This window comes from Streptomyces coeruleoprunus (assembly GCF_039542925.1).
In the GTDB taxonomy this organism is placed as follows: domain Bacteria; phylum Actinomycetota; class Actinomycetes; order Streptomycetales; family Streptomycetaceae; genus Streptomyces; species Streptomyces coeruleoprunus.
On the sequence record NZ_BAABIT010000001.1, the window covers coordinates 7,619,049 to 7,642,176 of the forward strand.

Below are 23,128 nucleotides of genomic sequence, written 5' to 3' on the forward strand. Positions count from 1 at the left end.
GATGCTCGATCGCGGAGGCGCATTCGCAACTGCCGCAGGAAATGCCGGATTTACTGCGACGGAGCCCCTGCCGTGATCCTTGCGACCTGCGGCGGTCCGTTCCGGCCGCCAGGGCGAGGTCTACGCATTTACTGCGGACTCACTGCGCTGACCGCGTGCGAGTTCGCATCAAGATCAACTCATTGCCCCTTTGGTGCATATCTCGGCTGGACCCCAGGTTGTGCAGGCGAGCGATGCCGCGCATGGCGTGGTGGACGCCGTCGCCTTGGAGGCGGCAGTCGCGGAGGATCTTGCAGAGAGCGGAGGGGTTCCGTTGAGAGTGCGTGTCAGCGGGGGATCTCCTGTCCTGCTTTGGTGAGGGTCAGTGTGAGGCACCCCAGCCACGCACCGGGTCGAAGCCGCCCTCGTCGACGACACCGGCCAGCTCCTCGCCAAGCGCCACATCACCGACGACGCCACCGGCTACAAGGTCCTCCTCGACCTGCTCGCCGAGTACGGCGACACCGCCGAGAACCCGATCCCTGTCGCCATGGAGACCTCCCGCGGACTACTCGTCGCCGTGCTGCGGACGGGCAGCCGGCCAGTGTTCGCGATCAACCCGATGGCCGCCGCCCGATACCGCGACCGCCACTCCGTCTCCCGCCGGAAGTCCGACCCCGGCGACGCCCTGGTCCTGGCCAACATCCTCCGCACCGACATGCACGCCCACCGGCCTCTGCCCGACGACTCCGATCTCGCCCGGGCCGTCGCGGTCCTTGCCCGCGCCCAGCAGGACGCCACCCGGAACCGGCAGCGGCTCGCCAACCAGCTCCGCTCCCTGCTGCGCGAGTATCACCCCGCCGCTCTGGCGGCGGCCGATGCTGGAAGAACGGCCTGTGCCGGCCCGAGATGCGGGAACTGCTCCGGGCAGCCCGACACCCACCCGCGCCGCCCGACTCACTCGGACCCAGCTCCAGGCCGCCCTCAAGAGGGCTGGCCGTCAGCGCGGAATCGAGGCCGAAGCCGACCGGCTCCGCGAGGTCTTCCGATCCGAGTGCAGCTGGAGGCCGCCTGCACCGCCGCCGACCAGCTCGCCGAGGCAGTGGAGGAAGCGTTCCCCCGGCACCCGGACTCCGAGATCATCCTCAGCTTCCCCGGCCTCGGCACCCAGCTCGGCGCCCGGCTGTTCGCCGAGATCGGAGACGACCGCAGCCGGTTCGCCCACGCCCGCGGCCTGAAGGCATACGCCGGCTCCTCACCCCTCACCAGCGCCTCCGGCAAGAAGACGTCCATCACCCGCCGCTGGGTCAAGTACGACCGGCTCAACGCTGTCGGCTACCTCTGGGCCTTCTCCTCAATCACCGCCTCACCCGGCGCCAAGGCCCACTACCGGCGCCGCCGCGACCACGGAGACTGGCACGCATGAGCACAGCGCAACCTCTTCAACCGCATGATCGGACAGCTCTACCACTGCCTCCACCACGGGACCCGCTTCGACGAAGTCGTCGCGTTCCCCACGGCCACTGGGGCTCTCGCGGCATGAGTGACGTCAGCCGCCGATCGCGCGCGACCAACGCTCTTGGATGACGGACAACTTCCGTTCGAACTCCGCATCCCACATCCGGTGCTGAAGGCCCCGGGAATCGTGACCGAACGCCCACAGACCCGTACGGCCCGCAGGTCCCACCAGGACCCACTACGCGTGAGGTGCTGTCGCTTCTCAATTCGGGCGATCTCGGGACAGCCCTTAGGGCTGATGCCTCGGCGTAGGCAGACCTCACTCGTTTGCTGATGCAACCGCAGTGAGTGAAGTGTCGAACGGGCGAAGAGCGCAGATCTTGGGAATGGAATCCCGTCTGCAGAAGGAGCATTTGTATGACTACACAAGAGATCCCTACCGACCGAGTCCTCTCTGTGGACGAAGGGATGGAGCTCAAGAAGCGCATCGCCGAGAGAAGGGCGACCGGACAGCGGCACTGGATGGGCAACTACGGAAGCTCTTACGACGTGGTCGCCGTCGCGAGCGCTGCGTGTACGCCGCGAACAACGTCCCTTCGCCGGGCCGCAGCTCTATGACCTGCTCCGCCGCTGGCGGCGGGACGGCACCGGGGCCCGGATCGTCACCCATCTCCAGGCCGCGGCGGCCGACCACCGAAAGTCGACCAGACCGACTACGTGCAGCCGCGGAAGCAGTCGCCGTCGCTACGGCCGGACGCCAATACCTGCCCTGCTCAGCGCAGACGGCGAATCCCCGCCCCCATATCCCCCCGCGCCCGTGCGGTTGCCCCCATTCCGAGACGCGAGGAGACTGGTGAGAAAGGGGGATTCATACCTGAACGGGGCTTCTCTCTCGGGCCGCGCCCTGTCGCCGTGACGTAACCGGCCGGGCCAGCTGCGCCCCTGAGGACAGCTACGCCCATGAGAAGAGGCGAGTGCGATGTCGCGTCAGTACTACCAACGTGGCAATCTCGTCGAGGCGGAGGAACTCGACGATGTCGTCGCGGTGAAGGTGGAGACGGACGGTGTCAGGGCCGCCGTCGACGCGGAGGCGGAGCTGGGCACGAGCGCACGGGGAGCGATGCGCGACGCGGGAATCGACGACGAGACCGCCGCCGCCTTCGCCCGCGCGCACTGGGTGTTCGTCAGACCGAACCGGCAGACCCGAGCGGCGGTCGACGTAGGCGAGGAAATCTCCGGGGCGGAGGCAGCGGGCAAGGTCATTCGGCAGCCCAGCGGCAGGATCGGTATCGCGACCGACGCGCTGAACGTCCAGCTGCAGCCGTCGCTCTCGGAGGAGGAGGCAGAGCGCGAGATCGAGGCGGCCGGCCTGACTGTCGTCAACAAACTCGGCTTCGCGACGAACCTGTACGAGGTGCGGGCCAGGGCCGCCGAGGACGCCCTCGCGGCCTCCGTGGAGCTGCACGACAACGACCGTTTCATCTTCGCCGAACCGTCGTTCATCGAGCACGTCCCGACCCGGCTCCAACCCTCCGACCCCGAGTACCCCAAGCAGTGGCAGTGGAACAACACCGGCACCAATGGCGGCAAGCCGCGCGCCGACGTCCACATCGAGAACGCGTGGGACCACACTCTCGGGGACGGCATCCGGGTCGCCGTCATCGACAACGGCTTCGACGTACAGCACCAGGATCTCGCCAGTGGGCTGGACCCGAGCTCGGGGTTCTACAGCAGCGGCGTGGTAGGCGTGACCTTCACCCAGAGCACCGCGGGCATGCCCGACGAGGACCACGGCACCTTCTGCGCCGGGATGGTCGGCGCCCGGCACAACGGCAGCGGCGGGGTCGGTGCGGCCCCCGAGTGCGAGCTCATGCTGGTGGCGTGCCTGGGGGACCAGGTCGGCACGCAGACGACCCTGGCCCGTGCCGTGGCGTACGCCGCCAAACCCTCGACCGAGCCCGGAACCGGCGCGCAGCAAGGCGCGGACATCCTGGTCAGCAGCCTGGGCCCGAACGGTGCGGAGTGGGACCTGACCAGCACGCTCAAGCTGGCCCTCGAATTCGCCGCCGTCAACGGACGCCAGGGCAAGGGCCTGCCGATCTTCTGGGCGGCCAGCAACGGCAGGAACGTCGACATCATGCTGGACGAGGTGGTCTCCCATCCGGATGTCATCGCGGTGGTCCGGTCGAACAACAAGGACCGGGAGGACAACGCGGCCCGCGGCCCCGAGGTCGAACTGATCGCCCCCGGAGTCGATGTCGTCAGCGCGACGTCCGGAGGCGGCTTCGGCCCGAGCACCGGCACCAGCTTCGCCGCCCCCTGCGCGGCCGGCTGCGCGGCACTGGCGCTGGCGGCCAACCCCGACCTGACCCGCGACCAGCTGCGCGAGATCATGCACCAGTCGGCCGACAAGATCGGCGGCCCCGGTGTCGTTTACGACGGCAACGGCCACAACGACGACTACGGCTTCGGTCGGGTGAACGCTGCCCAGGCCATCGCGCTCGCCCAACTGGTCGCGGGGCGCATGGCACCAGCGGCACGAGCGGGACAGCGGACGCGATGAGCGACACGGGCGGCACGGACGAGGTCCCCGCGGTCTTCCGCTGCCACGTCGTCGCCGAGGACGCCGAGGCACTGCGAAAGTTCATCGAGGAGACCCGGCCCGATACCGGCTGCCGCCCCGTGGCCCGGGCGACCGCTGCCGGCCTCGGCCTCGACCTCTACTTCCGCCGGGACCAACTCGACTCGGCCAGATCCGCCAGGTCGGCACCACGGGTGAACATCACTGCGGTCGAGAACATCACGGAGAACTGGCAAGCCAGGAAGCAGGAGGTCGGCGAGGGCGACCGCTTCGCGGCCCGGGGTGCCTTGCCCCGAGGGCTCGGCCGCAAGGAGTGACACCGCGACCCGACAACCCGCGCGTCCGGACGGAGTGACCGTGTACCTCAACGTGGCCGAGATCGAATCGGCGATCAGCAACCTGCACGCCGTCTACCCGGGGGCGACGGAGGTCCTCACCCCGCCCCACACCACCCACGAGGGCCGCACGGCACGCCTGCTGCGGATCGGGTCCCGGTCGGCCCACGACGTCGACGGCATTCTGATTCTGGGCGGGGTCCACGCCCGTGAATGGGTGCCGCCCGATGCGCTCGTTTCACTCGGTGCGGACCTTCTGGAGGCGCACAGCCTGGGCACCGGCCTCGGCTACGGCTCGACGTCATACACGGCCGCCCAGGTTACGCACGTCATCGACGGCCTGGCCCTGTTCCTCTACCCGTGCGTGAACCCCGACGGCCGCGCCTACAGCCAGACGGCCGACGCGATGTGGCGCAAGAACCGCCGCCCGGCACCGGCAGGACACGGACACGGTGGCCCGTCCTGCGCGGGCGTGGATCTTAACCGCAACTTCGCATTCCTCTGGGACCACACCGCCAAGTTCGCTCCCGATGCGGACGTCCATACCTCCGACAACCCCTGCGACCCGCAGATGTACCGGGGCCCGTCCGCCGCCTCGGAGCCCGAGACCCGCAACATCGTCTGGGCGCTCGACACCCACCCGTGCATCCGCTGGCTCGTCGACGTCCACAGCGCCGTACCCGTGATCCTGCATAACTGGGGCTCGGATCGGAACCAGACCACCAGCCCGAGCGACAACTTCCGCAACCCCGCCCTCGACGCCGTACGCGGCCGCAAGGATGACGACATCGGCGAGTTCATCCCCTACCAGGACCTGAATACCGCCGTCGAACTGGCCGGGCATATGAACGACGCGGTACGCGGAGTGCGCGGCGTCGACTACGGGGTCGAGGCGGCGTACGGCCTCTACCCCACCTCCGGCACCAGCGACGACTACGCCTACAGCCGCCACTTCACCACCCCGACCGCCACCAAGACCCTCGGCTACACAATTGAATGCGGAACCTCGTTCCAGCCCCCATACCGGGAGGCCGAACACATCATCCGCGAGGTCTCGGCGGCACTCCTGGCCCTCGCCCTCAACGTCCACTAGGCCGTTTCTTGCGGATCACCTTGCTGATCAGATGAAGATGGCGGCGAAGTGGAGCCCTGACAGGTAGATGGTGGCGGTCTTCTCGTAGCGGGTGGCGATGCCGCGCCACTGCTTGAGGCGGTTGATGCACCGCTCGACGGTGTTGCGCTGCTTGTACGCCTCCTGGTCGAAGGCCGGTGGTCTGCCGCCAGCCTGTCCACGCCGCCGCCGTGCCGATCGAAAACCAGGGAGTCTCCTTCGAGGAATCCAACAGGGAAGCGGTAGAGGCGGCGAAGCTGTTTCTGGGCCAGCGGTCGGCAGCACAAGCAGGGGCTGACCGTCTGGTTCTTTGCCCGCTGCGGATCGGCGGCCTCTGCGAACCGGTGCATGCGTGACTGAGAGCAACGCGGCTCGTCATCAGTGAGCCCAAGGCAGACGAACCGCCTCGATTTCAGAGTCGTTCAACAGCGCGTTGATGAGGGCTGGTGAACCGACGACCTTGGTGGCCCATAGGTCGTAGTCGGTGCACAGGACCCAGGAGCGGTCGTCGGCCCAGAAGTTGGACGGGCTGAAGTCTGCTTCGGACTGGTCGTACAGGATGTCGGCGTCGCCGAGTCGGCCCGCACGCACGTGGAGGGTGTCGAAGTCAGTGGCTCCAAGCGCCAGAGGGGTGTAGTAGGCCAGGCAGCGGGTGTCCGGGCCTGCGGGGCTGTACTGGGTGAGGGTGGCGATCAGCCGGTTCCAGGTCTCACGGTCCAGGCTTCCTTCGGTTGGCGGGATCATGCTCAGTGGCCGGCTGCCCTCCTTCTTGGCCGAGGGAAAGCAGCGGTAGGAGGGCATCAGTCCGTCGGGCACTATCGGGTCGCCGGTCCGCCGGGCAAGCTCGGTCCAGCGCAGCCGCCGCCAGCCAGGGCCGGGGTGCCGGGCGCGGCCCAGACCTCCCCCCGTGGCGATGCTCACGGCGTCGAGGTCGATGCCTGCGACAGTGTGGGGCTGGGTACTCCCGTCGGCAAGACGTGCCTGGTGGTACTCGTCGTACGACACTTCCTTCGGCCCATGCTCGTGCTCGTACATGGCGTGGAGCACCCACACCGCGTCAGGCATCGCCGGAGGCATGAACCCGGTTACACCGTCGCCACACACCTCCAGCAGCCAGTCGGTAGCCCCAGCCGGTACGAGCGGCCACAAGCTGGGCATCGGGTTCGGTTCCTTGGACACTCCCTCATGGTCCCAGGCGGGAATCCGCCCTTCTGCCAGGGGCCGACACCGGCACCCGGGGAGCTCGCGGAAGCGGGTGGCAGGAGACCGGGCTGCTGCGGTGGAAGCCGTCGGTGGCCTGGTTCAGCGTCAACGCCTTCCCCATGAGCACCGGGCTGCGGAAGTGGTACGGAAGTTCGAGCGGCCGCACGCGGCGTACGACTGAGGGGTTCCTGCTGGCAGTGGAACGACGAAGACGATGAGGGTCCGGAAGCCGCGGCATCACCGGGGACGCCGAACGGCTCCACACGCTGTCCCCGCAGCCCGCAGCCCGCAGCCCGCAGCCCGCAGCCCGTCGGCTGCTCGCAGTCGAGGAAGCCATGGGGCAATCCAGGCCAAAGCCCCGCTGAGTCTGCTCAATGCCGTCTGCAAGGCCGTCGACGAGCTTGCCAAGGCGGTCGAGTGGACCTTCCGCAGCCACCCCGACGCGCCGATCATGATCAGCTTTCCCGGCATCGGGCCCAGCACCGGCGCCCGCCTCCTGGCCGAGGTGGGGAGCGACCGGACTCGCTTCGCCACCGCCGATGGCCTGAAGGCTTACGCGGGCGCGGCCTCGATCATCGGGGCCTCCGGCAAGGGCGAGTACGTCGGCCGCCGGTTCATAACAACCGGTTCAACCACACCGGCTACTTGGTCGCAGGCCGTGCGAAGTCGATCTGTACGAGGAGCCGGTACAGCTGTTCCTGCGGTGAGAGGTTGCAGGGCTTCGTCATGCGAGCAGGACACGCTTGTGCAGGAGGTCGAAGCCGGCTCGGCCGAGCATCTGGCGCTTGAGCATCTTGATCCGTTTGACGTGGCCTTCCGACGGCGCCGGAGTTCCAGGGGAGCGTCAGGCCGGCGATGACGGCGTCACGGTCGATGCCGGCGGCGAGGGTGTGGAGGCTGGGAAGTCGTCCTGCCGGAGGGCGTCGAGCCCGTCGGTCAGACGCTGCCCTGGCGGATCGCACCGGTGCGCACCACTGCGTGCACCGTGCGGCGGATATCACACCCGGCGTCAGGCGGCGGCCCCCCGATCCCGGTGCCGACGTTGCCGCGGACGTCGACGAGGAACTGGTCCGGTCGGCTCCTGCACGCACTCGATCAGGGAGTCCGCCGCGACCCACGCCGCCTGCGCCCTACGTCCGTCAGGCACCAGTGCTTGAGGTGCCGGCTCGCTACGGTCACCAGTTGCCCCAGGACGTACCCGGACACGCAGTCGGTGTGCTCATCGGGCACGACGCTGATGTAGTCGGCCAGGAGCAGCGCGCCGGATTCACCGATCAGCCCCGCCAGCTCGGGGCCGTCGGCGTGGATCTCCGCGCTGCGCAAGCCCGCGTTCGACGACGAAGGCCGGCAGGTGGATCCCGACGGCTACGACGACCACGTCGCCGCCGTCACGACGACCGCTGTCAGCGTTCGTGTGAAAGGGCACAGCCCGGTGGGCGGCAACGGGCTCTGTCGCCGATCTTGTGACGCGGCCCATTCGGTGCGTCTTGACGCTCGGGAAAGCGGTGCGACGAAGCCGGCTCAATAGCGGTGGTTGGGCCAGTGCGGGTCCTCCCAGCGGGCGGGGCCGGTGAGTCCGATGAGTCGTATGCGGTGAAGCAGTTCCTCGGGTACATCCTGGGCCTGAAGCCGCGCAGGAGCGTGACGGACCAGCCAGGCCGCGAGCTCGATGCGCAGGGCATCTGCGTTGTCCCAGGCGTCCCATGGAAGTTGATCGCCCAGCAGGTCGTACTCCCAGTGGGCAGCCGCTTCGGCCAGGTGCCGGTCTGCAACGCGGTGTTCGAATGCCTCCCAGGTCTTGAGCCACGGGCTGAGCGTGGCAGATGCCTCGGCGCACAGCGCGAGGACCTCATGCACGGGGACGGCGGGATCCGGTTCAGTGAGGGTGTGAGCCCACCAGGCATGCAGGAACTCCCACACCGCCGCGCTCTGGTGCGCGGGCCACTGGCGCCAGTGGCCTCGAGCGAACGAACGTCCCACCTCGTCCATGCCGAATAGGGGCTCAACGAGGCCACTGACCAGCGCCCTGGCGAATTGAGGCAGGATACGGCGCAGCACCGCGCCATGGTCGTTCCAGTCGGGGGCATCCCAGGTGCGACGCAGAAGGTCCGGGTCGAGCACCACGTCCGGGACCTTCAATTGCGCGAGTTCTTCTTCGCTGCCCCAGTGGCAGTCACACTGGGTCTCGTCGCTGCTGGCGGTCATTCCGCGAAAGGTGACGTCCAGGCAGTCCAGAGCACGGTCGACTCGGAGCCGTGCGGGAGTGTCGTCGAGGTTCATCGTTGTCGGCACAGCCTCAGGGGACTCCGGGTGGCTTCCGCCAACCGAAGATCACAACCCTACCGGGTCCCATCCAGCATCATCACGCCAGTCACCCTCTCCCAGCCGCTTGCGATGGCCCGGGCAACCAGTCACAAGAACAGCGACAGAACCCGGCAAACGTGCTCACCCTCATGCCCCTGTGCAGGTCTGCTTCGTGGCCGGGACTTCTTCGGAGGAGAGGCCGGGTCGTGGCGGGCCGTGTGCCGTCCGTCCGGGTGAAGAAGCGGGCCTGGCCGGGACGGCCGCCGTGGTGATCCGGTTGGGCTCCGCGACGGGCCGCTTCGCGGCTTTCTTGATGAGCAGGCGTATTTCCGCAGCCGCGGCACTGGCCAGTGCGTGTGCGATCGTGGGGCTGGTCGTACCGGCCCACGCTGTCGGTACGACCGCCGCTCCGGTCCGCGTCCTGGCGCCCGAGCCGCCGGTGCTGTGCACGCCGGAGCAGGAGGACCTGGGGGCGACCGACGACAAGGCCAAGAGGGACTGCCACGCCAAGCGCGCCCTCAGCGTCGGCCTGCGCGCCCAGTTCTACGAGGACCGCGCGATCGAGATCCGCGACCCCGCGAGCTCGGAGGACGCCCGTGACCTCCAGGACATCCGGGAGGCCGTGACGACCGCCCAGCAGGCCGCCGAGAAGGCCCAGACGGCCGAGGACGCCTCGCTGGCAGCCAGCGACGCGCAGGCGGCCGCCGAGGCCGCCCGCCTGGCCGCCGACGGCCTCACCAGGATGACCAAGGCCAGCGCGACGGAAGACAAGCTCTTCAACGCCGCCGACGCCGCTCAGGACGCCGCCTACAACGCCGACGGCGCAGGCGGTCGGGACGTGGCGCTGAACAAGGCAGCGGACGTAGCGGAGAAGGCCACGCACGACGGCATCACCTGGTCCTGACCCGGGCGCGGCACCCTGCTTGCGGGCCCCGCTCCGGGGTCGGGGCCCGCACCGCATCAGCCCCGAGAACACCTGTCACCTGCCGAGGCACCCACCACAGAGCCGTTGAACTTCTTTAGTGTCTCGCCGGCACTCGGTGGGTCAGCCCGGCGATGTCGCAGCCCCCGCACGTCGTAGGCTGGGCCCGCCGTAACGGACCAGTTCGTACAGCGCCGCTCCACGGAAGCTGTGCCAGAGCCCGAGAACGGGAGTCGTTTGTCGACGGCTTCGAGCGTCACCGCGTGGGCCGGTCCCTTGGTGAATGTCGATGAGTTCGGGAGTCACTCACGGCCCGGCGGGTGGTTTGTGCGACATCCCGTCAGTAGTTGAGGTACAGGAAATCTCGGCGAGATTGATCTTGGTCGGAACGCCCGGCCGAGGAAACTCGGCTGGGCGTTCCGGATGAACGGCTGCGACTCCGCGGTCAGAGCTCGCCGCGGCGTGCGAGCTGCTTCACCGCGTTCTCACGGATGATCTCGTTCTCGTCGTCGCGCAACCCCTCGAGGGCTTCCCGGGCCTCCGCGCCGGGAATGGCGCCGAGAGCCCAGATCGCCTTCACCGCGAGCGCCCGGTTCTCGTCCCAGTTCAGGTACTCGGGAACCCAGCGAGCCACCTCGCCCAGTGTCGGCACCGCCTTGAGCGAGCGGAGCTTGCCCAGCATGGACACGACGTCCTCGTGGCGAGTGTGCCAGTCGGCACGGGACAGCTCGATCAACGGCTCCAGGAACTCTTCGCCAGAGGCGCCGGCGGAGGCCTTCACGATCAACGCCATCCCGACGTCGTCGGCGTCCCGGCGCTCCATGGCGTCCCGGAGTAGCCGGAGCGCCAGGACCCCACCGTCGGACTCGCCGAAGTGGGCGAGCACCTCGTCGAGCGTACGCCTCCGGCCTTTACCCGGTACGAACACCAGGCCCATGACCAGATCCTGCTCCTCAGGCGTCATCGCCTGATCACCTCCCATGCCGTGATGTTGTGGTTGAAGAGCTTGGCGCGTCACCGGCTGCTGGTACTCCAGCAGGATTTTGCTGTCTGACCTGTGGGTTTCGCTGGGCGGCTGGAGTGTGGCGGGCTGCGGAGGAGTCAGGGGCGGTCTTGGGCGGGCCGCCCGTCATCGGCACGGTCGAGGCCCTGGGCGCGGAGGGCGACACCGCGCCGCTCCTGTTCCACCGCGGACGCTTCGGCCGCCTCAGTCCCTGACGGGCTCCTCGCGGGGCTGGTCGTCGGGCTCCAGAATGTACAGGTCCCAGGCGTCGGGGTCGCCGACGAGCACGTACAGCTTCGGGTGCTCGGGGGTCCCGAACACCTCCCAGGGGCCCAGGCTCCCATCACAGGCGTCGACGGAGACCCCCACATTCTGGGACCACGACCCGTCGCCCGGGTGGTGGACCCAGGTGCCGGCACCGGTGCAGGGCTGCCCCGCGTCGTGACGGTCGTCGTCGACGCCGAAGGTCTTGACCCCGTCGGCCGTGACCTTGCCGTCCGCCGTGAAGGTGATCCTCCCGCCGTTGCCGTCGGACCACGTCCCGGCGAGCCGTTCCGCGGTCAGCCGCGGAGGCTCGTACCCGATCCCGGCGTAGAGGGCGACACCGGCGAGCGCGCCGGTGACGACGACGCCGAGCGTCCCGTACAGCGCCACCCAGCCGAACATCGCGATGCCGGACACCCGCGGGCGGTCCGGCAGCACCAGCCTGCGGACGACCAGCGCCGGGACGCCGAGCGCCGCAGCGCCCATGAACCACCCGATGAGGCCCGACGAGACGTTCTCCGGGAACCCGGCGGGCACGATCGACGCCGAGACGAGCCCCGGCAGGGTGCCGCCGGCGGCCGCCAGGAGCGGGATCCACCACCAGACGTCACGCCCGGAGACCGTGCGGCCGAGCCATCCGGCGATGGCCACGAGCGGCATCACCACGGCGACCGACAGCAGGACGGCGCCGATCGCCCCGGCCGCCACTCCGATCAATCCCATGACGAACAGGAAGAAGATGTTGAACAGGTTGTAGCCGAGGGCCGGGACCTCCTGGGTCTCCATCCACACGTAGAACACGATCGATCCGATCACGGCCTCGAAGAACAGCACCGAGACCGACGCCGTGAACGCCGAGCCGAACCGGTCTCTCACCCGCACCCGCGTCTGTGCTCGGGCCGGAACCTGTGCCTGCCACGGGGCCCCTGCCTGCACCTGATCCCGCATTTCTGAACGCATTCGAATCCCCTCCGCCGCGCATCATCCTCCATGCGGGGCGGAGCCGTACCCTTGGGGTCGCCTAGTACTCCAGCAGGAGCATGATTTTGACGTCTGACCTGCGGGTTTCGCTGGGCGGCTGGAGTGTGGCGGGCTGCGGAGGAGTCAGGGGCGGTCTCGGGCGGGCCGCCCCTCGATCGTGCGACAGCGCCGCAAGTAGTGGCAGCGGCGGCGCAGCTTCCTCAGGTGACCAGCGCGCGGGTTGGCGAGCAGTGGAACCTGGACCTGGACGACCTCTTCGTGACCATCGGCCATCGGTTCAGCCGGGTGGAGCTACGCCGTCGCATGCGCGACTACGTGCGCAGCCTGCTCGCTCCGGTGGCCCGGAAGAACAGTTGGCAACTGGCCGAGCAGGCAGGCCACGCAACCCCCGACGGCCTGCAGCACCTGCTCGCCGGAGCGAAGTGGAACCCCGACGAAATCCGCGACGACCTGCAGGAATACGTCGCCGACAAGCTCGGCGTGAGTGGTGGCGTCCTCATCATCGACGACACCGGGTTCATCAAGAAAGGCACCACCTCCGCCGGGGTCCTGCGCCAATACTCCGGAACCGCCGGCCGCACCGAGAACTGCCGGATTGGCGTCTTTGCCGCCTACGCCACCACCCTGGGCCGGGCCCTGGTCGACCGCGAGCTCTACCTTCCCAAGAGCTGGACCGAGGACCGGGAACGCTGCCGGGCAGCCCGCGTTCCCGACGAGCGAGAGTTCGCGACCAAGGGTCAACTGGCCCGCCGCGTCGTGCTGCGGTCCCTCGCCTCGTCGCTGCCCATCTCGTGGGTCACTGCGGACGCCGCCTACGGACAGGAGAGCCGCTTTCGCCGATTGCTGGAGCAGTCCGGGGTCGGCTACGTGCTGGCCGTGCCCAAGTCCCGGTTCACCGTGGGCTGCCCCCGCATCGACGGCCTGTTCGCGCAGGCGCCGGACGAGGCATGGGAGAAGATCTCGTGCGGTGACGGCGCGAAGGGCCCTCGCGTCTACCACTGGGCGGCGGTGCGGCTGCCGGCCGTCGACGAGTTCGACTACCAGGGCGAGGTCCCCCATCGGATGCGGTGGGCACTGGCCCGCCGCGGTATCCGCAGGCCCGACGAGATCGCCTACTACCTCGCCTACGCACCCTTGGTTCAGGAGCTGGTGCGGATCGCCGGGACACGCTGGGCGATCGAGGAGTGCTTCCAGGCCGCGAAGAACGAGTGCGGGCTGGACCAGTACGAAGTCCGTCGCTACGTCGGTTGATACCGGCACATCACCCTCGCCATGCTCGCCCACGCCTTCCTGGCCGCCACGGCGCAACAGGTCCAGGAAAAAGGTATGGCACCGATGAGGCGGCCGGGGGCATCGAGTTCACAGTGGCGGAGGTTCGGCGATTCCTGGCAGCTTGTCATCCCAGGCCCCCACACCTTCGGGGCCACCGCGAACGACATCACGCGTTGAGCTGGTCGAGATGGCGCCGACGACGCCAAGCCGTCGCCCGCCGCTGCCACTAACTGCGGCGCTGTCGCACGATCGAGGGGCGCTCTCCGTGAGACCGCCCCCGCACGATCCAAGTCCCGCTGTACTCCCGCCACCCGGCGAAAGACCAGGTCAGACAGCGAAATCCTGCTGGAGTACTAGGGGATGTCTCTTCGATCACGTGAGATCCATCGGGCGGCTGACGGCAGCGGCCCATCACGGGAGTCGACGGGCCAGGAAAATGTGTCGAACGCGGAGTCGACCTTTGAGAAGGTCCTGAGTGCCCGGAACTGCTGCGAAAGGAAGCCCGTGCCGCGTGCTGTCACATTGATTCGTTCTGCCTCCCTGTCCGATGTTGCGGAGTACGCCTACGCGGCCACGGCTCCGGCCGAGTCGCGGCTGATCTTCCTGGCCGGAGCATGTCCTCTGAATGAGGATGGCTCCACTGCGGCGATCGGGGACGTCGCGGGGCAGGCGGCCAGGGCTGTGGAGAACATGCGGACCGCTCTGACGGACTCGGGTGCGTCACTGCACGATGTCATCAGCACCCGTGTTCTCGTTGCCTCTCACCGGCGGGAGGACCTGGTGACGGCGTGGGAGGTTGTCCGGGACGCGTTCGGTGACCACGACGTGCCCAGCACATTGATGGGTGTCACCGTGCTCGGCTATGACGGCCAGCTCGTAGAGATCGAAGCCGTCGCCGCCGTGCTTGATTCCTGAGCCGACGGGCCATCCCTGCCGAGGGACCAACCGCCCCGCCTGGGTTCCGGCTCCGGTCACGATCGGAGCCCAACGAGGAGGGCGGCAGCGGTGACGGTGCCGAGATGGACGTACCCGCGCTTGTCGTAGCGGGTGGCGACGGCTCTGAACTGTTTGAGCCTTCCGATGGCCCGCCCCACCGTGTTGCGATCTTTGTACCGGTCCTTGTTGAAGCCCGGGGGCCGTCCACCACATGACCCCCGGCGCAGGCGCGGCCTTGTGGTCCGTCTTCTCCGGGATCACGTGCCGGATACCGCGCTTGCGGAGGTAGATGGGGATCTTGCCATTGCTGTACGCCTTGTCGGCGCTCCCGCTGTCCGGGGTGCGGCGGGGACGCCCGAGCCCCGCGCGGGGAACACGGCTCTTGTCCATGACCGGCTCGAACTGGGTGCAGTCCGCCCGTTGTCCCGGGGTGACGAGCAGGGACAGCGGGCGGCAGCGGCCCTCCGCAACCAGGTGGATTTTGGTCGTCAGTCCGCCGCGGGAGCGGCCAGGGGCTTCACCTGGCGCACCGCCTCCTTCAGCAGGATCCCCAGGGTGATGCGCGCGCAGCAGAATTGATCTTCGCAGAGCCCCTTTTGACGAGCTGGGTGGGGCGGGTGGCGGGTTCTTGGGTGCGCCGGCGGCGTGTTGGTGAGCCCGCACGGAAGTGGAGTCGATGTTGACGTTCCGACGAGCTGCGGGCGCACCTCGGCACGACGGAGTCCAGGCGTCCCGCATCCCGCAGATCAAGGGCGTACCACTCGGCCTGGGAGGTCATTGCCCGGCTTGGCCGCGTACGTCGCGGCCGTGGGGTGCCCGGCCGCGCTCGCCTGCCGGATCAGCTCGGCTCCCAGGAAGCCGCTGCCGCCGATGATCAACCTCGGCCCTGTTCGCCGCCGGCATCGAGGTGATCGAGGCCCAGGCCCCCCGACAACCCCGCTCTGGCCGTGTCCTGGTGAAGGCGGGGTTCATCCGCGTTGGCGTCCTCGATCTGGGCGACGGATGCAGCGGCACCATCGGGCACCCGGTGTACGGGATGCGGGCTGGGAGGGGATCTGATCGGCGCCGCCGGGAGCGTCTGAACCTGTTCCGGGTGTCGTGGACGGTGTGCGGAAGGCAGTGAGGAGCTTCCCGTGGTGCGGCAAGCGCGCCGGGCGGGTTGTTGTGTCGTGTCTTGGTTCTGTGAGCCGGTGGTGCACGTCCCGGCGCGTGTTGCTGGGTGTCGACCTGCTTTCCCTCCTGCAGGTGGATTAGCCCGGCGTGGCTGGCTGTGGGGTACACGGGTCTGCCTAACTTGCTTGCGGGAGGCGGGAGTTCCGCCTTCGTGCGACCGGAGGTGATCGCTGTGCAGGAGACGTTGCAGAGCTTCGAGACCGTGGATGTGTACGAGCCGCCGCTGCTGGCCGAGGTCGGGCCGTTCGCCGAGCTGACCCAGGGCGAATTCGGGGACTGGCCCGACTTCCCGGTCGGCCTGTGGCTCTGATGATCCCGGCGGGTGCCGGTCCTGGCCGCAATGCCTGGGCCGGCACCCGGTGCCACGCTGTCACTCGTCCGCCACTCTGGAGATGTCGATGGGCGCCACGTCGGCCTGCTGGTTCGTTGTTCTTCTCGACCGGGATCTCTCACCCGGTCTCCTCGATCGTCTGCGGAACCTGGCCGGCCCGGCCGTGCTCCGGGTCGTGCCGCATGCTTCCGGCCGTCCGTGGCTGGTCGGCTGCTGGCCGGACGAGGAGCTGACTGCCTGCGCCGTCGGTGACGTGCGCTTGGCGGTCGCCGGGACGTGTTCCCTGAAGGCCGCCGAACTGGCCGCGCGGGCCCGGAAGATCAGGGACACCGCGCACATCGAGCCGGCGCTTTCGGATGCCCACGGCTGCTTCCATGTTCTCGCGTCCGTCGCGGGGCACACGTACGTGCGGGGCAGCTTCTCCGGGCAGCGCAGGGTGTACCGGGCCGAGGCCGGCGGCGGCACGGTCTGCGCCGACCAGGCCCGCATCCTCGCCCGGCTGACCGCGGCGGAGCTGGACACCGCGCAGCTGGCGCTGCGGCTCACCGGTGACACCGTTCCGCACCCGCTCGCCTGGGGCGCGCTGTGGCGTGGCATGCATGCCGTACTGCCCGGCACTGCTCTGGAGCTGGCACCCGGCGGCGAGATGCGCACCCGGCGCTGGTGGCGGCCGCCGGCGGACGAACTGCCCCTGGACCAGGCCGCCTCCGGGCTGCGGGAGGAACTCGAGCGGGCGGTCGCGTTGCGGGTCCGACCGGACGAGGTAGTGGGCGCGGACCTGTCCGGCGGCATGGACTCGACTTCACTGTGCTTCCTGGCGGCGAAGGCGGGCGCCCGGCTGGTCACCGTCACGATGGACGCGGGCGCACCCACCAACGAAGACCGCCTCTATGCCACCCGGGCCGCTGGGTCCCTGTCCCGCATCGAGCATCTGGTGTTCGAATCGGCCGATGTGCCCGCCCAGTTCAGCGGGCTGGACGAGCGCGTGGATCTGGGCGACGAGCCGTCCCCGATCGTGCGTACGCGGGTGGAGCAGCGGTACCTGGCCGAGCAGATGCGGGCGCGCGGGGCCCGGCTGCGGTTGTCCGGCTTCGGCGGGGACCAGGTCATCCAGTCGCAACCCTCGTATGTGCACGGTCTGCTGCGGCGGTCACCCGCAGCCGGCCTGCGCCACGCGGCCGGGTGGCGCGCGCGACACCGCCGGCCCCTCGGGGCGATCACCAGGGCGCTGCTGGACCGGGGCTCATACGCTGCCTGGCTCGCCGAGGCCGCTGGACTGCTGCGCACGCCTGTGGCCGCAGACGACCTGCGCTGGGGGCTGCGCCCCTACCTTCCGCCCTGGGCGAGCGAGCAGACCGTACAGCTGTGCGGTGAGCGGCTGCTCGGCGCGGCCCGGGACGCCACCGAACCGCTGCACCCTGACCGCGGGCGGCACGCCTGGCTCGCCGCCGCGCAGCGCGGGGGCCGACTCGCCGGCCCTCTGGCCCACTGCGGACAGCTCGCCAGGCTGCCGTATCACAGCCCGTTCTGCGACGACGCCGTGATCGCAGCCGCGCTCGCCGCCCGCCCGCACGAGGCCGCCAGCCCCTGGTCCTACAAACCGCTCCTCGCCGCCGCCATGCACGGCCTGGTGCCCGAGACCATCCTGCGCCGCACCACCAAGGACCACTTCGGATACGAATGGCACAACGGCCTGCGCCGCAACCGACAGACGCTCGCCGCCTGGGCCGAGGACTCCCGCCTGGTGGCCGCCGGACTGGCTGACGAAGACGCACTGCGCCGCGCCTTGCTCTCGCCCCAACTACTCATCGGCGGGATCGCGGAATTCGAGACCACGCTGGGAGTGGAGGCGTGGCTGCGTGGCCTGGAGCACCAGTACACCCTGGATGACACGAGGGAGATGAACAGTGCACCGATTGCGCGCTGATGTGACCGCCTGCGCCACAGGCGACAGCATGGTCCTGCTCGATGAACGCGCCGGGCACTACTGGCAGCTGAACGGCACCGGCGCCCTCGTGGTGAAGGCGCTGCTGGACGGCGCCACGCCCGAGCAGGTGGCTGAGCGGCTCGCCGCCACCCGCCCGGTCACCCCCGAGCGCGCCGCCGCCGACGTCAAGGCACTGGTCGCACACCTCGTGAAAGAGAGGCTGGTGACCGACTCGTGAGTCAGATCCTGGACACCGACGGTACCCGCCCCGGGCTCGGCACCCGGCTCACGGTCCACGCCGCCGTCGCCGCCGCCCGGCTCCTCGCCCACCTGCCACCGCGCCGAATCCGTGCAGTACTGGGCCTGGCCCGGCGAGGCGCCAGGCCCGCACGTTTTGCCGAGGCTCTGCGGGCACGGCGGGAAGTAACAGCTGTCAGCACGCTGTGCGCGGGCCGCTACTGCCTCCCACGCTCCCTGGCCACCGCCCTGCTGTGCCGGATGCGCGGCCACTGGCCCACTTGGTGCAGCGGGGTACGCACCTCACCGTTCGGGGCGCACGCCTGGGTGGAGGCCGAGGGCAGACCCGTCGACGAACCCCAGGACATCGCCACCTACCTGCCGATGGTCACCGTCCCGGACACACCGGCAAACCACGCGCCAGACCCCGGCAAGTGAAGCAGACCCGTGCCCACGGGTCTGCAACGACGCGATCTTCTCCCTCGAGACCCTCTAGGGACCCGGATGCGGTCTCGGCGAGCAGGAGGACGCATCGGCGGCAGTGGTCGTCGGGGACGGGGAGGAGGCGTCCGCAGCGGTGGCAGGTGCCGATCGGGTGTACGTGGCGCCAGTTCAGGCAGCGGGCGCACCGCTGGTCTTCGTAGTTCGTCCAGGCCAGGCAGTCGGCGCAGCTGCCCGTCGTCCGTGACATCCAGCGGGGCGCGATGCGCGGCCGGGCTGGCGCGAGGAGTCCGGTGCGCCGCAGAGCCAGGAGGATGGTGGGCCGCATCTGCGGGAGGTCGGCGAGGGCCTCAGGGCGGACCAGGTGCTCGTCGGGCGGGCGAGAGGCGAGTGCGAGGCGGGCCCCGCCGCCGGTGTGAACCATCCAAGTCGGTCCGGTCCCGCGTTCGACCGCCAGGTGCTTGAGCTCGTTGAGGACGGTGGGCAGGCCGTCGATGGCGCGTTCGGCGATGCGGCGGCCGTGCTCGCGGGTGAACGTGCGGGGTAAAGGGGCGAACAGACCGAGCCGGCCGGCAACCTCCTCCACGCACACCGACGGGTTGTCCTCCGGCGGTGGCGGGCCGTAGCGAGCCCACACCGGCCGGCTCACCGGGACCTTCCCGCGCGGCTGCCGCAGTGGACGGGCGTTCAGGCGCAGGCCGTCGACCTCGATGGCCAGCTGGAGCGGCCGGCCCGGGGCCAGATCGCGGCGTTGCAGCTCGGCGGCCAGCCACTCCTCGTCCTCGCCCAGGCGGACGGCGGCGCGGCAGCAGCGGCACGTCCCGTCCGTACCGACGACCGCCTCCCACCCGCACCGGCGGCAGGCCTTCCGCTCCCGGCGCTGCTGGCGCATCTCAGAGGTCTCCCGGCGGCACTCCCGGCACACCCCCGTGCTCGTGACCACACCCCACGTCGCGCACAGCCCGCACGACCCCGTCACCGCCACCGCCGCCGGCATCAGTTCGGCGGAAGCGCGCGCCGTGCCGGGCCGGTGCCTGGCTGCCGCGGAACCGGGCGGCTCCCGCTGCCGGCCTGCGAGCCCTGCCCGACCGCCGGCTTCAGCGTCTCCAGCGCAGCGCCCGCGGCGGCGACCGGTTCCGCCTGCAGCAGGTCGGCCACCTCACAGCCCAGGGCTGCGCAGGAACCTTCCGCCTCGACATGAGCAAGCGGCTCGACCTCGGGCTGTCGGTTGCCGTGCCCCACTCCCGGTCGACCAGGGACCGCGCAGGCAACGCGGCCTCCCGCGGTTGATCACGCGAGAGAGCATGGTGTTCCTGGTGCGGGGTGAGGCGGGTTCACTCTGCGCTGTCTTCGGCGAGGGTGTGCGCGACGAGGGCGTTGGCGTGGCCGTGGCCCAGGCCGTGCTCGGTCGTGAGCCAGGTGACGAGCTCCATGTGCCTGGTCAGGGGTGAGGAGCGGATCAGGTCCTTCCACTCGGCGATCGGGCGGCCGTACTTCCTCTCGATCGAGGGGAAGTAGCCGGCAGGGCCCTTCACTGGTTCGGCCATGCTGCTGAATCCGGTCCGTGCGTGCTTAGTGATCTTGGATTGTCGTCGTGCCGGGAGCGGGGGCGAAGCAAGGGGGGCTACCGCCGCGCCGCGGGCGATGCGGCCATCAGTCGGATGGTGACCATGGTGAGCCAGAGGAGGCCGAGTCCGGCGCCGGCCGTGAAGGCCAGGACGGTGGCGGACGAGCCGACGAACCCCGCGAGGATTCCCGCCGGCGCGATGCGGGAGGCGACGGCCCATCCGCGTCGGTTCTGGGCGGCGAAGTGGCGGGCCAGCACGAGGAATGCGGCGCACAGCGCCAGATATCCCACCATGCCGCTGAACATGTGGACGGCGCCATCCGTGCTCAGGGAGGCGGCGCGGGCCTCGGGGGCTCCGGCGGGGAATCCGGCGCCCGGGTCGGCGGCGAAGGCACCGGCGAGCAGGAACGAAGCGCCGAACACGGCGATCAGCCGTGGCGCCCAGGTGCCGCCAGGTGTATCGCGCAGCGCCTGGCGCATCCCGACCGCGCCGGCGATGACCAGGATGCCTGTGAACAGGAAGGTGGTGACCTGGATCCATCCGAGGTCGCCGAGGCTCAGCTGGCTGAGGGCGTTGCGGGTGAAGTCGAAACCGTCGCGGCTGAGGCCCTGTATCAGGCCCGCGCCCAGGAACAGCGGGCCGGCCACGGCAGCGCCGGTCAGCAGGGCCCGTGTGGTCGGCCGGGCCGAGGCGGACGCAGCGATCGGGGCACTGATGGTCTGGGTCATGTGATGTCTTCCTCGACAAGGAGAGAACGGAACTAGACGGTATGGTACTGAGTGGAACTGGACGGTACAGTACTCACGTAAAAACTGGACTGTCCAGTACTAATCCGGAGGCGTCATGGAATCAAGCGAGCACGGCCGGTCAGCGCTCAAGCGCCAGGCGATCATGGAGGCTGCGACCAGCGCATTCATGAGCAAGGGCTACTCCGGCACCAGCATGGACGACATCGCGAAGCTGGCCGCGGTGTCCAAGCAGACCGTCTACAAGCACTTCTCCGACAAGGAGAAGCTGTTCGCCGAGATCGTCCTGGCCACCACCGACCGGATCGACGGCATGGTCGATCTGGTGGCCGATATCCCGGCCGACGCCGACACCCTGGAAGAGAACCTGACCCGTCTCGCCCGCCAGTTCCTGACCGCACTCACCCAGCCCCAGGTTCTTCAGCTGCGGCGCCTGGTCATCGCCAACGCGGACGCCTTCCCTGAACTGGGCGCCAACTGGTACGAGCAGGGCTTCGAACGGGTCCTGGCCAGCCTCGCGGCCACCTTCCAGCGCCTCGCCGACCACGGACTGCTCCGATGCGATGAACCGCTCCTGGCCGCCAACCACTTCTCCGGCCTGCTGCTGTGGATCCCCGTGAACAAGGCCATGTTCCACGGCAGCCCTCAGCACACCGAGTCCGAGCTCGACCACTACGCCACCGCCGGTGTCCGGATCTTTCTCGCCGCCTACCGCTGACCGCCGCCGACACACACTCCACCGACACACCCATGAGGGGGCCACATGACCTGGTCCGAGCGCACCGTTGTCCGCGACGGCGTACGCATCTCCTGCCGCGACTGGGGCGGAGTGGAGCGCCCCGTTGTCCTGCTGCACGGACTGGCCGGCCATGCGGGCGAATGGGACGCCATCGCCCGACACCTGAGCCCCCGGCACCATGTCGTCGCAGTCGACCAGCGCGGCCACGGCTCCAGCGAGCGGCACCCCCAAGACCGCTCGCGCGCCGCATACGTCGCCGACGTCATCGCGGTCCTCGATCAACTGCACCTCCGGCAGCCCGTCCTGATCGGCCAGTCGCTCGGCGGCCACACCGCCATGCTCACCGCCGCCGCGCATCCCGACCGCGTCCGCGCACTCGTACTCGTCGAGGCCGGACCCGGCGGGCCGAGTCCGGATGTTCCCGCTGGGATCGGCAGATGGCTGGACTCGTGGCCGGCCCCGTTCCCATCGAGAGAGGCTGCCACAGCGTTCCTCGGCGGCGGTCCGGTCGGCGAGGGCTGGGCCGCCGGACTGGAAGAGCGTGACGGCGCATGGTGGCCGCGCTTCGACCGCGACGTAATGGTCGACTCCCTGGCCGAGGACGCCCAGCGTTCCTACTGGGACGAGTGGGCAAGCATCGCCTGCCCGACGCTGGTCGTTCTCGGCCAATCCGGCATCATCACTCCAGAGGAATCCGGCAGGATGCTCCAGCAACGACCCGAGACGGTGGCCATGAGCGTCCCCGGGACGGGACACGACCTCCATCTGGAACAACCCGACATCCTGCGAGGGGCGCTCGAACGGTTCCTCCGCGACACCGCCGAACCTCCCACCGCCAAGCAGGCCTGACTCCCGGCGCCCAGAAGCGGCATGGCCGAGTGTCGGCAAACGACCGTCTGCCGACACTCAGGGCCGTGATCACGAACCCGCAGGTGGGGACTGTCGGCAACTTGTTTCGGAAATCAGCGTCGGTGAACGGTCCGGCCGATGGATTCCGACACATGCTCATCGGCTACGCGCGGGTCTCGACCGCCGATTAGAACCCCGATCACCAGATCGACCCCCTACTTCGGGCCGGTGCCGACCGCCAGAACATCCACGTCGACACCGCGAGCGGCGCGAAGGCGTCCCGCCCGAAGCTCGATCTCGTCCTCCGACTGCTGCGCGAGGGCGACACACTGAAGGTCACCCGGCTCGACCGGCTCTCCCGCTCCGTGCTGCATCTGGTGACCCTCGGCGCTGAACTGCGCGAGCGCGGCATCGGGCTGCACGTCATCGAGCAGGGCATCGACACCGCCACCATGGAGGGGCGGGCCATTTTCGGGATACTGTCCGTACTCGCCGAGCTCCAGCGCGAGCTGATCGTGGCGAACACCAAGGACGGCTCGCCTCCGCACGAGCCCGCCGCCGGGTCGGCGGGCGCCGACCGAAGAAGCTCACCGCGGATCAGGCCGCTCTCGCCCAGCGGCTCTACGACGGGCGGGAGAAGACTGTCCAGCAGATCGCCGACATGTTCCGTGTGCCGAGGTCGACGTGCACGGACACCTCGACAAGACCAAGACCGTCCCCCGCCAGCCCAAGAAAACCCCACCGTGGAGCCCTGACCCCTACTTTGCG

General features: G+C 69.4%; 21 protein-coding genes and 7 pseudogenes. 16 read left to right on the forward strand and 12 right to left on the reverse strand.

From position 1 onward, the window contains the following. Positions 1–214: 214 nt before the first annotated feature. Positions 215–292, reverse strand: a pseudogene (locus ABEB09_RS34025) (IS5/IS1182 family transposase); the annotation flags it as partial. A 102-nt stretch (positions 293–394) separates the two neighbouring features. On the opposite strand from ABEB09_RS34025, the pseudogene ABEB09_RS34030 reads away from it, so the two are divergent. The 4 genes and pseudogenes from ABEB09_RS34030 to ABEB09_RS34045 form a co-directional block, all read left to right on the forward strand. Further along, positions 395–1,522, forward strand: a pseudogene (locus ABEB09_RS34030) (IS110 family RNA-guided transposase); the annotation flags it as partial. Positions 1,523–2,416: 894 nt separating this feature from the next. Further along, positions 2,417–4,000: a S8 family peptidase gene (locus tag ABEB09_RS34035; protein WP_345693771.1), complete on the forward strand. Its 1,584-nt coding sequence runs from the start codon at positions 2,417–2,419 to the stop codon at positions 3,998–4,000. Next, entirely contained in the window at positions 3,997–4,335 is a 339-nt protein-coding gene (locus tag ABEB09_RS34040) for a hypothetical protein (RefSeq protein WP_345693772.1), read from the forward strand. The genes ABEB09_RS34035 and ABEB09_RS34040 overlap by 4 nt, the downstream gene beginning before the upstream one ends. 40 nt (positions 4,336–4,375) lie before the next feature. Next, a complete protein-coding gene (locus ABEB09_RS34045; RefSeq protein ID WP_345693773.1) occupies positions 4,376–5,446 on the forward strand; it encodes a M14 family metallopeptidase in 1,071 nt (356 codons plus the stop codon). Between the two features lie 27 nt (positions 5,447–5,473). Here ABEB09_RS34045 and ABEB09_RS34050 read toward each other — a convergent pair. After that, positions 5,474–5,656, reverse strand: a pseudogene (locus ABEB09_RS34050) (IS5/IS1182 family transposase); the annotation flags it as partial. Between ABEB09_RS34050 and ABEB09_RS34055 the strand changes: the two are divergent. Then, entirely contained in the window at positions 5,656–5,820 is a 165-nt protein-coding gene (locus ABEB09_RS34055; RefSeq protein ID WP_345694184.1) for a hypothetical protein, read from the forward strand. The pseudogene ABEB09_RS34050 and the gene ABEB09_RS34055 overlap by 1 nt on opposite strands. A 22-nt stretch (positions 5,821–5,842) precedes the next feature. Here ABEB09_RS34055 and ABEB09_RS34060 read toward each other — a convergent pair whose 3' ends face one another. Beyond that, positions 5,843–6,643 (reverse strand): hypothetical protein, encoded by an 801-nt coding sequence (locus tag ABEB09_RS34060; protein ID WP_345693774.1) that lies wholly within the window; start codon positions 6,641–6,643, stop codon positions 5,843–5,845. A 475-nt stretch (positions 6,644–7,118) separates the two neighbouring features. On the opposite strand from ABEB09_RS34060, the pseudogene ABEB09_RS34065 reads away from it, so the two are divergent. Continuing rightward, positions 7,119–7,232, forward strand: a pseudogene (locus ABEB09_RS34065) (transposase); the annotation flags it as partial. Positions 7,233–7,391: 159 nt separating this feature from the next. On the opposite strand, the pseudogene ABEB09_RS35075 reads toward ABEB09_RS34065, so the two are convergent. From ABEB09_RS35075 to ABEB09_RS34075, 3 genes and pseudogenes are all read right to left on the reverse strand, one after another. After that, positions 7,392–7,616: pseudogene (locus ABEB09_RS35075) on the reverse strand (ISL3 family transposase); the annotation flags it as partial. Positions 7,617–7,762: 146 nt separating this feature from the next. Further along, a complete protein-coding gene (locus ABEB09_RS34070) occupies positions 7,763–7,990 on the reverse strand; it encodes a hypothetical protein (RefSeq protein WP_345693775.1) in 228 nt (75 codons plus the stop codon). Positions 7,991–8,188: 198 nt separating this feature from the next. Next, positions 8,189–8,947 (reverse strand): hypothetical protein, encoded by a 759-nt coding sequence (locus tag ABEB09_RS34075; protein WP_345693776.1) that lies wholly within the window; start codon positions 8,945–8,947, stop codon positions 8,189–8,191. A gap of 337 nt (positions 8,948–9,284) precedes the next feature. Here ABEB09_RS34075 and ABEB09_RS34080 point away from each other — a divergent pair, with 337 nt between their 5' ends. Further along, positions 9,285–9,875, forward strand: coding sequence for a hypothetical protein (locus ABEB09_RS34080; RefSeq protein ID WP_345693777.1), 591 nt, complete (start codon positions 9,285–9,287; stop codon positions 9,873–9,875). 463 nt (positions 9,876–10,338) lie between these two features. Here ABEB09_RS34080 and ABEB09_RS34085 read toward each other — a convergent pair whose 3' ends face one another. Together ABEB09_RS34085 and ABEB09_RS34095 are read right to left on the reverse strand one after the other, a co-directional pair. After that, positions 10,339–10,857 (reverse strand): HEAT repeat domain-containing protein, encoded by a 519-nt coding sequence (locus ABEB09_RS34085; RefSeq protein WP_345693778.1) that lies wholly within the window; start codon positions 10,855–10,857, stop codon positions 10,339–10,341. 243 nt (positions 10,858–11,100) lie between these two features. Continuing rightward, positions 11,101–12,036 (reverse strand): MFS transporter, encoded by a 936-nt coding sequence (locus tag ABEB09_RS34095; RefSeq protein ID WP_345693779.1) that lies wholly within the window; start codon positions 12,034–12,036, stop codon positions 11,101–11,103. A 309-nt stretch (positions 12,037–12,345) separates the two neighbouring features. On the opposite strand from ABEB09_RS34095, the pseudogene ABEB09_RS34100 reads away from it, so the two are divergent. Together ABEB09_RS34100 and ABEB09_RS34105 are read left to right on the forward strand one after the other, a co-directional pair. After that, a pseudogene (locus ABEB09_RS34100) lies at positions 12,346–13,590 on the forward strand (IS701 family transposase). Positions 13,591–13,917: 327 nt separating this feature from the next. Beyond that, complete coding sequence (locus tag ABEB09_RS34105) at positions 13,918–14,328, forward strand: RidA family protein (protein ID WP_229315252.1); 411 nt, start codon at positions 13,918–13,920, stop codon at positions 14,326–14,328. A 249-nt stretch (positions 14,329–14,577) separates the two neighbouring features. Here ABEB09_RS34105 and ABEB09_RS34110 read toward each other — a convergent pair. After that, positions 14,578–15,087: pseudogene (locus tag ABEB09_RS34110) on the reverse strand (transposase); the annotation flags it as partial. Between the two features lie 607 nt (positions 15,088–15,694). On the opposite strand from ABEB09_RS34110, the gene ABEB09_RS34115 reads away from it, so the two are divergent. From ABEB09_RS34115 to ABEB09_RS34130, 4 genes are all read left to right on the forward strand, one after another. Further along, positions 15,695–15,832 carry a lasso RiPP family leader peptide-containing protein gene (locus ABEB09_RS34115; protein ID WP_345693780.1) on the forward strand — a complete coding sequence of 46 codons (138 nt, stop codon included), beginning with the start codon at positions 15,695–15,697 and terminating at the stop codon, positions 15,830–15,832. Positions 15,833–15,920: 88 nt separating this feature from the next. After that, complete coding sequence (locus tag ABEB09_RS34120; protein ID WP_345693781.1) at positions 15,921–17,780, forward strand: asparagine synthase-related protein; 1,860 nt, start codon at positions 15,921–15,923, stop codon at positions 17,778–17,780. A 28-nt stretch (positions 17,781–17,808) separates the two neighbouring features. Next, complete coding sequence (locus ABEB09_RS34125; protein ID WP_345693782.1) at positions 17,809–18,018, forward strand: lasso peptide biosynthesis PqqD family chaperone; 210 nt, start codon at positions 17,809–17,811, stop codon at positions 18,016–18,018. Then, positions 18,015–18,455, forward strand: coding sequence for a lasso peptide biosynthesis B2 protein (locus ABEB09_RS34130; RefSeq protein ID WP_380839561.1), 441 nt, complete (start codon positions 18,015–18,017; stop codon positions 18,453–18,455). The genes ABEB09_RS34125 and ABEB09_RS34130 overlap by 4 nt, the downstream gene beginning before the upstream one ends. Here ABEB09_RS34130 and ABEB09_RS34135 read toward each other — a convergent pair. The 3 genes from ABEB09_RS34135 to ABEB09_RS34145 form a co-directional block, all read right to left on the reverse strand. Continuing rightward, positions 18,406–19,350 (reverse strand): hypothetical protein, encoded by a 945-nt coding sequence (locus ABEB09_RS34135; protein ID WP_345693783.1) that lies wholly within the window; start codon positions 19,348–19,350, stop codon positions 18,406–18,408. The two genes, ABEB09_RS34130 and ABEB09_RS34135, sit on opposite strands and share 50 nt — an antisense overlap. Before the next feature lie 442 nt (positions 19,351–19,792). Then, the gene (locus ABEB09_RS34140; RefSeq protein ID WP_345693784.1) at positions 19,793–20,005 is read right to left on the reverse strand and encodes a DUF4287 domain-containing protein; all 213 of its coding nucleotides are present in this window, start codon (positions 20,003–20,005) and stop codon (positions 19,793–19,795) included. A gap of 77 nt (positions 20,006–20,082) precedes the next feature. Beyond that, positions 20,083–20,754: a DUF998 domain-containing protein gene (locus ABEB09_RS34145; protein WP_345693785.1), complete on the reverse strand. Its 672-nt coding sequence runs from the start codon at positions 20,752–20,754 to the stop codon at positions 20,083–20,085. A 115-nt stretch (positions 20,755–20,869) separates the two neighbouring features. Between ABEB09_RS34145 and ABEB09_RS34150 the strand changes: the two genes are divergently transcribed. The 3 genes from ABEB09_RS34150 to ABEB09_RS34160 all read left to right on the forward strand — a co-directional run bounded on the left by ABEB09_RS34150 (position 20,870) and on the right by ABEB09_RS34160 (position 23,115). Then, entirely contained in the window at positions 20,870–21,490 is a 621-nt protein-coding gene (locus ABEB09_RS34150) for a TetR/AcrR family transcriptional regulator (RefSeq protein ID WP_345693786.1), read from the forward strand. 45 nt (positions 21,491–21,535) lie between these two features. Then, complete coding sequence (locus ABEB09_RS34155) at positions 21,536–22,360, forward strand: alpha/beta fold hydrolase (RefSeq protein ID WP_345693787.1); 825 nt, start codon at positions 21,536–21,538, stop codon at positions 22,358–22,360. Between the two features lie 245 nt (positions 22,361–22,605). Further along, complete coding sequence (locus ABEB09_RS34160; RefSeq protein WP_345694175.1) at positions 22,606–23,115, forward strand: recombinase family protein; 510 nt, start codon at positions 22,606–22,608, stop codon at positions 23,113–23,115. Positions 23,116–23,128: the final 13 nt, after the last annotated feature.